Origin of the sequence: Enterobacter sp. CRENT-193 (assembly GCF_002787395.1) — a bacterium.
In the GTDB taxonomy this organism is placed as follows: domain Bacteria; phylum Pseudomonadota; class Gammaproteobacteria; order Enterobacterales; family Enterobacteriaceae; genus Enterobacter; species Enterobacter hormaechei_C.
Window position 1 is genome coordinate 829,290 of the sequence record NZ_CP024812.1, and the last position, 12,931, is coordinate 842,220.

A 12,931-nucleotide genomic window follows, 5' to 3' on the forward strand; every position below is an offset into this window, starting at 1 on the left:
AGCAAGGCGTCTTGCGATTGAGACTGTACGTCCCCTTCGTCTAGAGGCCCAGGACACCGCCCTTTCACGGCGGTAACAGGGGTTCGAATCCCCTAGGGGACGCCACTTGCTGGTTCGTGAGTGAAAGTCACCTGCCGTCATATCTCAAAACTGACTTGCGAGTCACGTTTGAGATATTTGCTCTTTAAAAATCTGGATCAAGCTGAAAATTGAAACGACACACAGCTCATGTGTGTTCGAGTCTCTCAAATTTTCGCAATCAGAAGTGAAACATCTTCGGGTTGTGAGGTTAAGCGACTAAGCGTACACGGTGGATGCCCTGGCAGTCAGAGGCGATGAAGGACGTGCTAATCTGCGAAAAGCGCCGGCGAGGTGATATGAACCTTTGACCCGGCGATGTCCGAATGGGGAAACCCAGTGTGTTTCGATACACTATCGTTAACTGAATACATAGGTTAACGAGGCGAACCGGGGGAACTGAAACATCTAAGTACCCCGAGGAAAAGAAATCAACCGAGATTCCCCCAGTAGCGGCGAGCGAACGGGGAGCAGCCCGGAGTCTGAATCAGCTTGTGTGTTAGTGGAACGGTCTGGAAAGTCCGACGGTACAGGGTGATAGTCCCGTACACGAAAATGCACTTGCTGTGAACTCGAAGAGTAGGGCGGGACACGTGGTATCCTGTCTGAATATGGGGGGACCATCCTCCAAGGCTAAATACTCCTGACTGACCGATAGTGAACCAGTACCGTGAGGGAAAGGCGAAAAGAACCCCGGCGAGGGGAGTGAAAAAGAACCTGAAACCGTGTACGTACAAGCAGTGGGAGCCTCTTTATGGGGTGACTGCGTACCTTTTGTATAATGGGTCAGCGACTTATATTCTGTAGCAAGGTTAACCGTATAGGGGAGCCGAAGGGAAACCGAGTCTTAACTGGGCGTTAAGTTGCAGGGTATAGACCCGAAACCCGGTGATCTAGCCATGGGCAGGTTGAAGGTTGGGTAACACTAACTGGAGGACCGAACCGACTAATGTTGAAAAATTAGCGGATGACCTGTGGCTGGGGGTGAAAGGCCAATCAAACCGGGAGATAGCTGGTTCTCCCCGAAAGCTATTTAGGTAGCGCCTCGTGAACTCATCTTCGGGGGTAGAGCACTGTTTCGGCTAGGGGGCCATCCCGGCTTACCAACCCGATGCAAACTACGAATACCGAAGAATGTTATCACGGGAGACACACGGCGGGTGCTAACGTCCGTCGTGAAGAGGGAAACAACCCAGACCGCCAGCTAAGGTCCCAAAGTCATGGTTAAGTGGGAAACGATGTGGGAAGGCACAGACAGCCAGGATGTTGGCTTAGAAGCAGCCATCATTTAAAGAAAGCGTAATAGCTCACTGGTCGAGTCGGCCTGCGCGGAAGATGTAACGGGGCTAAACCATGCACCGAAGCTGCGGCAGCGACACTATGTGTTGTTGGGTAGGGGAGCGTTCTGTAAGCCGTTGAAGGTGTGCTGTGAGGCATGCTGGAGGTATCAGAAGTGCGAATGCTGACATAAGTAACGATAAAGCGGGTGAAAAGCCCGCTCGCCGGAAGACCAAGGGTTCCTGTCCAACGTTAATCGGGGCAGGGTGAGTCGACCCCTAAGGCGAGGCCGAAAGGCGTAGTCGATGGGAAACAGGTTAATATTCCTGTACTTGGTGTTACTGCGAAGGGGGGACGGAGAAGGCTATGTCAGCCGGGCGACGGTTGTCCCGGTTTAAGCATGTAGGCGGAGGTTCCAGGTAAATCCGGTACCTTATTAACGCTGAGGTGTGATGACGAGGCACTACGGTGCTGAAGTGATAAATGCCCTGCTTCCAGGAAAAGCCTCTAAGCATCAGGTAACACGAAATCGTACCCCAAACCGACACAGGTGGTCAGGTAGAGAATACCAAGGCGCTTGAGAGAACTCGGGTGAAGGAACTAGGCAAAATGGTGCCGTAACTTCGGGAGAAGGCACGCTGATATGTAGGTGAAGTCCCTGCGGACGGAGCTGAAATCAGTCGAAGATACCAGCTGGCTGCAACTGTTTATTAAAAACACAGCACTGTGCAAACACGAAAGTGGACGTATACGGTGTGACGCCTGCCCGGTGCCGGAAGGTTAATTGATGGGGTTAGCGGCAACGCGAAGCTCTTGATCGAAGCCCCGGTAAACGGCGGCCGTAACTATAACGGTCCTAAGGTAGCGAAATTCCTTGTCGGGTAAGTTCCGACCTGCACGAATGGCGTAATGATGGCCAGGCTGTCTCCACCCGAGACTCAGTGAAATTGAACTCGCTGTGAAGATGCAGTGTACCCGCGGCAAGACGGAAAGACCCCGTGAACCTTTACTATAGCTTGACACTGAACACTGGTCCTTGATGTGTAGGATAGGTGGGAGGCTTTGAAGCGTGGACGCCAGTCTGCGTGGAGCCATCCTTGAAATACCACCCTTTAATGGCTGGTGTTCTAACGTAGACCCGTAATCCGGGTTGCGGACAGTGTCTGGTGGGTAGTTTGACTGGGGCGGTCTCCTCCCAAAGAGTAACGGAGGAGCACGAAGGTTGGCTAATCCTGGTCGGACATCAGGAGGTTAGTGCAATGGCATAAGCCAGCTTGACTGCGAGCGTGACGGCGCGAGCAGGTGCGAAAGCAGGTCATAGTGATCCGGTGGTTCTGAATGGAAGGGCCATCGCTCAACGGATAAAAGGTACTCCGGGGATAACAGGCTGATACCGCCCAAGAGTTCATATCGACGGCGGTGTTTGGCACCTCGATGTCGGCTCATCACATCCTGGGGCTGAAGTAGGTCCCAAGGGTATGGCTGTTCGCCATTTAAAGTGGTACGCGAGCTGGGTTTAGAACGTCGTGAGACAGTTCGGTCCCTATCTGCCGTGGGCGCTGGAGAATTGAGGGGGGCTGCTCCTAGTACGAGAGGACCGGAGTGGACGCATCACTGGTGTTCGGGTTGTCATGCCAATGGCACTGCCCGGTAGCTAAATGCGGAAGAGATAAGTGCTGAAAGCATCTAAGCACGAAACTTGCCCCGAGATGAGTTCTCCCTGAGACTTTAAGTCTCCTGAAGGAACGTTGAAGACGACGACGTTGATAGGTCGGGTGTGTAAGCGCAGCGATGCGTTGAGCTAACCGATACTAATGAACCGTGAGGCTTAACCTTACAACGCCGAAGGTGTTTTGGCGAAGAGACAGACACGATTTTCAGCCTGATACAGATTAACAGAATTTGCCTGGCGGCTTTAGCGCGGTGGTCCCACCTGACCCCATGCCGAACTCAGAAGTGAAACGCCGTAGCGCCGATGGTAGTGTGGGGTCTCCCCATGTGAGAGTAGGGAACTGCCAGGCATCAAACAAGTGAAGAGGCCATCCGCAAGGATGGCCTTTTTGCGTTTGTTTGCTGAAAAACGGCAGGCCTTAAGAAGCCGTCACCCGGCAGATTTCAGACTGCACACCACGCCGAAATAAACGCTGCAATCCCCTCCACATTATTCAAATCCAGAACCGGTACTTTCAGCGTCAACGCAACGTCACTGGCCACGGCAATCACATGTTCATCCAGCGTTAACTCACTTACGTCATGTCCGGCATCGCTTCTGAATAGCAGGATCTTCGCAACAGCCTCATGCTTAAACCCCTCAACCAGCACCAGATCCAGCGTGGAGTGATCCATCCGGCTGACAAGATAAGCGAGATCCAGCGGTGCTTCATCCGGTGTTTCTGTCATTAACGCCCAGCGCTGGTTACTCGCCACCATCGTTTGTGCAGCGCCAGCCTTACGCAGCTCATAGCTATCTTTCCCCGGTTTATCGACATCCATGTTATGGTGCGTATGCTTAATCAATCCGGGACGAATGCCTTTGGCGCAAAGTGCAGGTATCAGTTTTTTTAGCAGCGAAGTTTTCCCGGTGCCACTCCAGGCTGAGATCGCTAATACGGGTATCATTTTCTCTCCTGCATCATCTGCAAATCTTCCGTCGTGTTTACATTCACAAACGCCGATTTCATGTCGCTGAAATCAACGGAATGCCCTCCGGACTGGCGCATAAATACCATGACGCGTCGCTCTCCTGCGGCCAGGTAATCTTCCAGCGCGGATATTAACGAGCGATTAATCAATGCGATCGTTGGATGGTCGCGTTCACCGTCGTGTACCCAGACGACGGGAGCACCACCGCGCCGCTGCACCAGACGTTCAACCAGACAGGACGGGATGAAGGGCGTATCACATGAACAAAAGAGAAACCACTCTCCGTACGACTGCTGCATAACAGAAAGCATTCCCGCCAGCGGACCGGGGTAGTCCATCAGGTTATCCTGATAAACCGGATACCCGCTGCGCTGATAAATATCAACATGTCGGTTAGCGCTGATCGCCAGCGATGACACCTGATCTGCAAGCGTATCAGCAACATGCTGCCATAATGGTGTGTTGTTCAGGAGCTGAAGTCCCTTATCCTTTCCACCCATTCGCGTTGCCCTGCCCCCGGCCAGAACAACCCCGATGATTTCCTGGCATTGATTCACGAATATCGCCTCTTTTATTGTGGGATTGACCCTGCTAACGTGTCTCTCTAAATGAAAGGAGCACTACCATGAAATGTAAACGTCTTAATGAAGTCATTGAGCTTCTCCAGCCGGCCTGGCAAAAAGAGCCAGAGCTGAATCTGATGCAATTTTTACAGAAACTGGCGAAAGAGTCAGGTTTTGATGGCGAACTGGCGGACCTTTCTGACGACATCCTGATCTACCACCTGAAAATGCGTGACTCGGCTAAAGATGCTGTTATTCCTGGCATTCAGAAAGATTATGAAGAGGATTTTAAAACCGCATTACTGCGCGCCCGAGGCGTAATTAAAGAGTAAAAGCTTGTAAGCGGAGCCACCGAAATCGCCACAAGATGATATCCTGAATCATTCGTATAATTTCCGGATGATCGGATGAACGACCAGGCTTTTACTTTCCAGACACTACACCCGGATACCATTATGGATGCGCTGTTCGAGCAGGGTATTCGGGTGGATTCCGGGTTAACCGCTTTAAACAGCTACGAAAACCGTGTCTACCAATTTCAGGACGAAGAGCGCCAGCGCTTTGTCGTAAAGTTTTACCGTCCACAGCGCTGGTCCGCAGAACAAATTCAGGAAGAACATCAGTTTGCCCACGATCTACTGGATGATGATGTTCCCGTTGCGGCACCGATTAAATTCAATAACCAAACGCTGCTGACCCATCAGGGCTTTTACTACGCGGTATTTCCGAGCCTGGGCGGAAGACAGTTTGAGGCAGATAATATCGATCAGATGGAATGGGTTGCCCGCTATCTGGGGCGCATTCATCAGACGGGACGTAAAAAACCGTTTGTTGCCCGTCCGACGATTGGTGTTCAGGAATATCTTATTGAGCCGCGACAGGTATTCGAAACATCGGCGCTGATCCCGAATGCACTAAAGGATAATTTCCTCACGGCGACCGATAAGCTTATTGATGCTGTAAAAGCCTGCTGGCGGGATGATATTACTACTCTGCGCCTGCACGGTGACTGCCACGCCGGGAATATTCTCTGGCGCGATGGGCCGCTATTTGTCGATCTTGATGACGCACGTATGGGACCCGCGGTGCAGGATCTATGGATGCTACTCAACGGTGATAAAGCCGAGCAGCGCATGCAGCTTGAGACCATAATTGAAGCTTATGAAGAATTTATCCCCTTTAATTCAGACGAAATTGCCTTGATAGAGCCTTTACGTGCGATGCGATTTGTTTATTATCTCGCGTGGTTAATCAGGCGTTGGGAAGACCCGGCTTTTCCCCGAAATTTCCCCTGGCTTACCGGGGAGGATTACTGGCGCAACCAGATATCCACATTTACCGAGCAGGTTAAGGTTCTACAGGAACCCCCTTTGCAATTAACGCCGATGTATTAATTGGACACACCCAGGAGAGAGTTGATCATGAAAAAAATTTGGCTGGCGCTGGCTGGTATGATTCTGGCATTTAGCGCAACTGCTGCGCAGTTTACCGACGGCAAGCAGTACATTACGCTAGACAAGCCTGTTGCTGGCGAGCCTCAGGTGCTGGAGTTCTTCTCCTTCTACTGCCCGCACTGCTACGAGTTTGAGCAGGTACTTCATGTTTCTGACAACGTGAAGAAAAAGCTGCCGGAAGGCACCAAAATGACGAAATACCACGTTGAGTTCCTTGGCCCACTGGGCAAAGATCTGACTCAGGCATGGGCGGTCGCGATTGCGCTGGGTGTGGAAGATAAGATCACCGCGCCTATGTTTGAAGCCGTACAGAAAACCCAGACCGTACAAACTACGGCAGATATCCGTAAAGTGTTCGTAGATGCCGGTGTGAAAGGTGAAGACTACGACGCTGCCTGGAACAGTTTTGTGGTGAAATCTCTCGTGGCACAGCAGGAAAAAGCTGCCGCTGACTTCCAGTTGCAGGGCGTGCCGGCGATGTATGTTAACGGCAAATACCAGGTGAATATGCGTGGTATGGACACGACCAGCATGGATATCTTCGTACAACAGTACGCTGATACCGTGAAATACCTGGTTGAGAAAAAGTAACAACCATAAAGAAAAACGCCGGTCACTGACCGGCGTTTTTGTATGAAGATTTAATCTTCGCTATCTGCTCGTCTTTCTCTTTCCAGAGTGTATTAAGCCAAAGCTGGAAACGACGTTTGAAGTTTTTATCGTTGACGTAATCCCCGTGCAGTTCAGTATTGACGGGCACCAGATCAACGCGGACAACGATACGCGTCAGCCTGCCGCTGAGCATGTCGTAGAATGGCGTCCTGTCGTTTTCCGGATAGCAGAGCGTTACGTTCAACAATTTATCGAACTGCTCACCCAGCACGTTGAGCGCCATTGCGATGCCCGCAGCCTTTGGCGGCAACAGGTTCTGATAAGGAGAGCGAGTTTGCTGGCGCTTCTCTTCGGTAAAGCGCGATCCTTCGACGAAGTTAACAATGGTGGTGGGATGCGCGCGAAACTTCTCGCAAGAACGGCGCGTGGTTTCCACGTCCTTACCGCGGCGTTCCGGATGACGAATCAAATAGCTGCGTGAATAGCGTTTCATAAACGGCATATCCAGCGCCCAGCAGGCCAGACCAATGAAAGGCACCCAGGCCAGCTGCTGTTTCAGAAAGTATTTATTCATCGGAATGTGTTTGCGAAACAGTACGCACAATACAACAATGTCGGCCCAGCTGTGGTGATTGCAGATCAGCAGATACCAGTTCTTTTTGTTCAGCTTCTCCAGACCCTGAACGTCCCACTTCAGCCAGGGGTTCAGATGCAGCAGGATCGCCAGGCCTTCACACCAGCAGTACATCATAAAATTACAAAAAGCAGACACCGCGCGCCATACCGGAGGGACAGGCAACAGGAGCTTAATTATTCCGGCAACGATGATTGGCACAGAACAGGCGATAGTAACCAGAATAGTTAAAATGACGCTTAACAATAATGTTATCGCAGCGAGTATTCTCGACATGATGAATTTTTTCAGATAGTTAGCTGTAATTGAGCAGCCGGCTATCCGGTGCTGGGCGCCGATCTTATCAGAAATTCGCTCAGACCAGGGTGCTTTCACACCAGGAGGCCGCGGCTTTTCCGGGCAGGCCTCGAATTTTTCCCTATAGACAAGGTGCTTAAGCCTTATATCCACATAGACTAAATAACCATCAGTGAGGTGTGATCTTAATTGATCTTGTATTAATTGTTTGATTTAAATAGATAAATAAGTTTTCAATATCACTTTTATCAAGCTGTTATTCACCTGTATTAAAAATATGCACAAACTTATCCACAGTTTTGTTTTGCGAGCGATCTTCCCGATCGCAAAATCTTTTTCTGTATAAAGCGCTAAAACCTGATGTTTTCATCCTTCTGTGGCATCCTTTACCCATAAATTCATAACAGGCACGGACATTATGGTTCAGATCCCAGAAAACCCACTTATACTCGTCGATGGCTCTTCTTACCTGTATCGGGCGTATCATGCGTTTCCTCCTCTGACCAACAGCGCAGGGGAACCTACCGGCGCAATGTACGGCGTGCTGAATATGCTGCGCAGCCTGATTCTGCAATACCACCCAACCCATGCGGCCGTGGTGTTTGATGCGAAGGGTAAAACCTTCCGCGATGAATTATTTGAGCATTACAAATCACACCGTCCCCCTATGCCTGACGATCTGCGTGCGCAGATTGAACCGCTGCACGCTATGGTGAAAGCGATGGGGCTGCCACTGCTGGCGGTCTCTGGTGTTGAAGCTGACGACGTAATTGGTACCCTGGCGCGCGAAGCGGAAAAAGCAGGCCGCCCGGTTCTGATCAGTACCGGTGATAAAGACATGGCGCAGCTGGTAACGCCAGGGATTACGCTGATCAACACCATGACAAACACCATTCTTGGCCCGGAAGAAGTGGTCGCCAAATATGGTGTGCCGCCAGAGCTCATTATTGATTTCCTCGCCCTGATGGGCGATTCCTCGGATAACATTCCTGGCGTGCCGGGCGTGGGTGAAAAAACCGCTCAGGCGCTGCTGCAAGGGCTGGGCGGGCTGGATACGCTGTACGCAGAATCCGACAAAATTGCCGGTCTTACCTTCCGTGGCGCAAAAACCATGGCCGGAAAGCTCGCCGATAACAAAGAGGTGGCTTATCTCTCCTATCAGTTGGCCACCATCAAAACTGACGTGGAGCTGGAGCTTACCTGCGAGCAGCTGGAAGTGCAGGAACCCGCCGCCGACGAACTGCTTGGCCTGTTCAGAAAATACGAATTTAAACGCTGGACCGCGGATGTTGAAGCCGGGAAATGGCTTCAGGCGAAAGGGGCTAAACCTGCGGCGAAGCCGAAAGAGACCATCGTTGTCGATGCCGAAGAGCAGTCAGAAGAAGAGGCGGTAGCGCTCTCCTTCGACAACTATGAAACCATCCTGGAAGAGTCACGGCTCGTCGCCTGGATTGAAAAGCTGAAAAAAGCGCCAGTATTTGCTTTCGATACCGAAACGGACAGCCTTGATAACATTACGGCTAATATGGTGGGTCTGTCATTCGCGACGGAGCCGGGTGTTGCCGCCTATGTTCCGGTTGCTCACGACTATCTGGATGCGCCGGAGCAAATCTCCCGCGAGCGCGCCTTAGAACTACTGAAGCCGATTCTGGAAGACGAGAAAGCGCTGAAGGTCGGGCAAAACCTGAAGTATGACCGCGGTATTCTGCAAAACTACGGCATTGATCTGCGTGGTATCGCTTTTGACACCATGCTTGAATCTTACATTCTGGACAGCGTGGCGGGCCGCCATGATATGGATTCCTTATCCGATCGTTGGCTGAAACACAAAACCATCACCTTTGAAGAAATTGCCGGTAAGGGTAAAAATCAGCTGACCTTTAACCAGATCTCGCTGGAAGAGGCAGGCCGCTACGCCGCGGAAGACGCTGACGTCACGCTACAGCTGCATCTCAAAATGTGGCCGAAATTGCAGAAGCACGAAGGGCCGCTGAATGTGTTCCGGAACATTGAGATGCCGCTGGTGCCTGTGCTGTCCCGCATTGAGCGCAATGGCGTTAAAATCGACCCAACGGTGCTGCATAACCACTCTGGTGAGCTGGCGCAGCGCCTGACCGAGCTTGAACAGAAGGCGCATGAGCTTGCTGGCGAGGCATTTAACCTGTCGTCACCGAAACAGCTGCAAACCATCCTGTTTGAAAAACAGGGTATCAAGCCGCTGAAGAAAACCCCGGGCGGCGCTCCTTCAACGTCTGAAGAGGTGCTGGAAGAGCTGGCTCTGGACTATCCGCTGCCAAAAGTTATTCTGCAATACCGCGGTCTGGCTAAGCTGAAATCGACCTATACCGACAAACTGCCGTTGATGATCAACCCGAAAACGGGCCGCGTGCACACCTCCTATCACCAGGCTGTGGCGGCGACCGGGCGACTTTCGTCAACCGATCCTAACCTTCAGAACATTCCGGTGCGTAATGAAGAGGGCCGCCGTATTCGCCAGGCTTTCATTGCGCCAGAGGATTATCTGATTGTCTCCGCGGACTACTCGCAAATCGAACTGCGTATTATGGCGCACCTGTCACGCGACAAAGGCCTGCTGACGGCCTTTGCCGAAGGGAAGGATATCCACCGGGCAACCGCTGCCGAAGTGTTTGGGATGCCGCTGGAGAGCGTGACAAATGAGCAGCGTCGTAGCGCAAAAGCGATCAACTTCGGTCTGATTTACGGCATGAGTGCCTTTGGTCTTTCACGCCAGCTCAATATTCCGCGTAAAGAGTCGCAGAAGTATATGGATCTCTACTTCGAGCGGTATCCGGGCGTGCTGGAATATATGGAACGTACCCGCGCGCAGGCGAAAGAGAAAGGCTACGTTGAAACGCTGGATGGCCGTCGTCTCTACCTTCCGGACATCAAATCCAGCAACGCCGCGCGCCGCGCGGGTGCTGAACGTGCTGCGATTAACGCCCCTATGCAGGGCACTGCGGCGGACATCATTAAACGCGCAATGATCGCCGTCGATGCCTGGTTGGAAAAAGAGAAGCCGCGCGTGAAAATGATCATGCAGGTACACGATGAACTGGTCTTTGAAGTTCATAAAGACGATCTGGAGACGGTCTCTCAGAAGATCCATGAACTGATGGAAAACAGCATGAAGCTGGACGTTCCGTTGCTGGTGGAAGTGGGTAGCGGCGAAAACTGGGATCAGGCTCACTAAGGGTTAACGGAATAACGCGCGTTTTATGTAAGTAAGCAACATAAGTACGCGCGTTTTGTGACGATCATTAGAATTCCCTATGTAAAGAATGAAAAAAAACTACAAAAAGTGCTTTGTCCAGCGATAAAAAAAGAGTAGAGTTAACGACGTAGGGTACAGAGGTAAGATGTTCTATCTTTCAGACCTTTTACTTCACGTAATCGGATTTGGCTGAATATTTTAGCCGCCCCAGTCAGTAATGACTGGGGCGTTTTTTATTGCGGCAAAGAAAGTTTCAGGCGAAAAAAAGCGCGGTCATCGCCGCGCCTGTTATTACTCTGCTTCCGCTTCTGTCGCCGGTTCCAGATCGTTAAACCAGCTGTCGAGCTTCTGACGCAGTTTATCCACGCCCTGCTTTTTCAGCGAGGAGAACGGTTCAACCTGTACATCACCGTTGAATGCCAGCACCGCTTCACGAACCTTATTCACCTGTGCCTTGCGCGCGCCGCTCGCCAGCTTATCCGCTTTTGTCAGCAGTACCAGCACCGCAATATCGCTTGCCACCGCCCAGTCAATCATCTGCTGGTCGAGATCTTTCAGCGGATGACGAATATCCATCAGCACCACCAGGCCTTTCAGACACATGCGTTTTTCCAGGTATTCACCCAGCGCACGCTGCCATTTGATCTTCATCTCTTCCGGTACCTGCGCGTAACCGTAGCCCGGTAAATCGACCAGGCGTCTGCCTTCAGCCACTTCAAACAGGTTAATCAGTTGTGTACGGCCAGGTGTTTTTGAGGTACGCGCCAGGTTTTTCTGATTGGTCAGCGTATTCAGGGCACTGGATTTTCCCGCATTGGAGCGGCCAGCAAATGCCACTTCAATCCCTGTGTCTGAGGGCAGGTGGCGAATATCGGGCGCACTGGTGACAAAATGCGTCTGTTGGTAGTTCCAGGTAGTCACGTGGTCGTCTCCAAAAATCGTAATCTGCGGGGATTATACCTGAATGCGGGCAAAAGGCTTTTCCCTTCGTCATTGACATGTAAGTGAAAGCCCTGCGAAATGTAAGAGATTTGCCCTTAAGCGTATGAGAAATTTAAGAGAAATCGCAGGGGCTAAAAAACTCAAGATATTAAAATTCAAAGAGTTATTAATGAGTAATTATCTGAAAATCCGGTTTTGTACCTTTTCGTTGCTTGTTAGTTTAAAGGAACAAGGTAAAGTGTGTGCTACGGCGAGGATGCCAACAGGATAACGACTTAAGGATAAGGGTCAGGAGCGCCAGGAGGCGAAGACTCAGGATTGTCAGGACGACCGGCGCCTGGAGGCGTTTTTAACAGGAAACGGAACCGTATCACGGACGGTAGTAGCCAAGGGATAAACAGGGTTTGTTGCAGGCAAACAGGGAATGTCTGACCCGTTAAGGGTTGTGAGTCAGGAAAAAAGGCGACAGATTGCTCTGTCGCCTTTTTTCTTTGCTTGCTTTCTGCTAGATTTCGCCGCAATTCTATACTGAAGAAAACGACTTAAAGATAAAACATCATGAAAAAACCGACCTCCGCTGCGGGCGCGAAACGCCCTGCAAAAGCACGCCGCAAAACGCGCGAAGAACTGAATCAGGAAGCGCGCGATCGCAAACGCGATAAAAAACATCGTGGCCATGCTGCGGGTAGCCGTGCTAACGGTGGCGGTGCCGCAGGCGCTTCTGCAAAAGGCAAACAGCAGAAAGATCCTCGTATCGGCAGTAAAACTCCCATTCCACTGGGCGTGACAGACACCCCGGTCACTAAGCAGCACAAACCAAAGAGCGAGAAACCTATGCTTTCACCGCAGGCTGAGCTGGATTTGCTGGAGAACGATGAGCGCCTGGACGCGCTGCTGGAACGTCTTGAAGAGGGTGAAACCTTGACCGCCGAAGAGCAGTCATGGGTGGATGCCAAACTGGATCGCATCGACGAGCTGATGCAGAAGCTGGGTCTGTCTTACGATGACGAAGACGACGAAGAGGAAGACGAAAAGCAGGAAGATATGATGCGTCTTCTGAAGGGTGGAAACTAACATTTGCACCCGGCAGGTACACTCGTCCTGCTTATAACCCTTCCGGTTATATGTTATCTGGTGTGGTTATTCGTTAAACTACGGCGGTTGTCGCGGCGACAGAAGTGGCTGCGCACCCGAATGA

General features: G+C 51.4%; 10 protein-coding genes, 1 tRNA gene and 2 rRNA genes. 9 read left to right on the top strand and 4 right to left on the bottom strand.

Features of this window, described 5'->3' with window-relative positions; translation table 11 throughout:
- Positions 1-29: 29 nt before the first annotated feature.
- From CU081_RS04135 to rrf, 3 genes are all read left to right on the top strand, one after another.
- Positions 30-105: transfer RNA gene (locus tag CU081_RS04135), tRNA-Glu, on the top strand.
- A gap of 182 nt (positions 106-287) precedes the next feature.
- Positions 288-3,192 (top strand): 23S ribosomal RNA (locus CU081_RS04140).
- A 69-nt stretch (positions 3,193-3,261) separates the two neighbouring features.
- Positions 3,262-3,377, top strand: a 5S ribosomal RNA gene (rrf, locus tag CU081_RS04145).
- Positions 3,378-3,471: 94 nt separating this feature from the next.
- Here the strand turns inward: rrf and mobB are convergent.
- On the bottom strand, positions 3,472-3,975 hold the full coding sequence (gene mobB / locus CU081_RS04150) for a molybdopterin-guanine dinucleotide biosynthesis protein MobB (protein ID WP_003861899.1): 504 nt from the start codon (positions 3,973-3,975) through the stop codon (positions 3,472-3,474).
- Positions 3,972-4,556 (bottom strand): molybdenum cofactor guanylyltransferase MobA, encoded by a 585-nt coding sequence (gene mobA, locus CU081_RS04155; RefSeq protein ID WP_022652091.1) that lies wholly within the window; start codon positions 4,554-4,556, stop codon positions 3,972-3,974. Before mobA ends, mobB begins: the two co-directional genes overlap by 4 nt.
- A 68-nt stretch (positions 4,557-4,624) precedes the next feature.
- Between mobA and CU081_RS04160 the strand changes: the two genes are divergently transcribed.
- The 3 genes from CU081_RS04160 to dsbA all read left to right on the top strand — a co-directional run bounded on the left by CU081_RS04160 (position 4,625) and on the right by dsbA (position 6,607).
- Complete coding sequence (locus CU081_RS04160; RefSeq protein WP_003861904.1) at positions 4,625-4,894, top strand: YihD family protein; 270 nt, start codon at positions 4,625-4,627, stop codon at positions 4,892-4,894.
- A gap of 75 nt (positions 4,895-4,969) precedes the next feature.
- A complete protein-coding gene (locus CU081_RS04165) occupies positions 4,970-5,956 on the top strand; it encodes a serine/threonine protein kinase (RefSeq protein WP_003861905.1) in 987 nt (328 codons plus the stop codon).
- Positions 5,957-5,983: 27 nt separating this feature from the next.
- Positions 5,984-6,607: a thiol:disulfide interchange protein DsbA gene (gene dsbA, locus CU081_RS04170; RefSeq protein ID WP_003861908.1), complete on the top strand. Its 624-nt coding sequence runs from the start codon at positions 5,984-5,986 to the stop codon at positions 6,605-6,607.
- 22 nt (positions 6,608-6,629) lie between these two features.
- Here the strand turns inward: dsbA and CU081_RS04175 are convergent, their stop codons facing one another.
- Positions 6,630-7,538, bottom strand: a complete 909-nt coding sequence (locus CU081_RS04175) for an acyltransferase (protein WP_003861910.1) — start codon at positions 7,536-7,538, stop codon at positions 6,630-6,632.
- A gap of 439 nt (positions 7,539-7,977) precedes the next feature.
- Between CU081_RS04175 and polA the strand changes: the two genes are divergently transcribed.
- Together polA and CU081_RS26820 are read left to right on the top strand one after the other, a co-directional pair.
- A complete protein-coding gene (gene polA, locus CU081_RS04180) occupies positions 7,978-10,770 on the top strand; it encodes a DNA polymerase I (RefSeq protein WP_022652089.1) in 2,793 nt (930 codons plus the stop codon).
- A gap of 166 nt (positions 10,771-10,936) precedes the next feature.
- Positions 10,937-10,984: a spot 42 RNA, inhibition of DNA synthesis gene (locus CU081_RS26820; protein WP_071892919.1), complete on the top strand. Its 48-nt coding sequence runs from the start codon at positions 10,937-10,939 to the stop codon at positions 10,982-10,984.
- 98 nt (positions 10,985-11,082) lie between these two features.
- Here CU081_RS26820 and yihA read toward each other — a convergent pair whose 3' ends face one another.
- A complete protein-coding gene (gene yihA, locus CU081_RS04185; protein ID WP_022652088.1) occupies positions 11,083-11,712 on the bottom strand; it encodes a ribosome biogenesis GTP-binding protein YihA/YsxC in 630 nt (209 codons plus the stop codon).
- 579 nt (positions 11,713-12,291) lie between these two features.
- On the opposite strand from yihA, the gene yihI reads away from it, so the two are divergent.
- A complete protein-coding gene (gene yihI, locus CU081_RS04195) occupies positions 12,292-12,807 on the top strand; it encodes a Der GTPase-activating protein YihI (RefSeq protein WP_014885763.1) in 516 nt (171 codons plus the stop codon).
- The last annotated feature ends 124 nt before the right edge of the window (positions 12,808-12,931 follow it).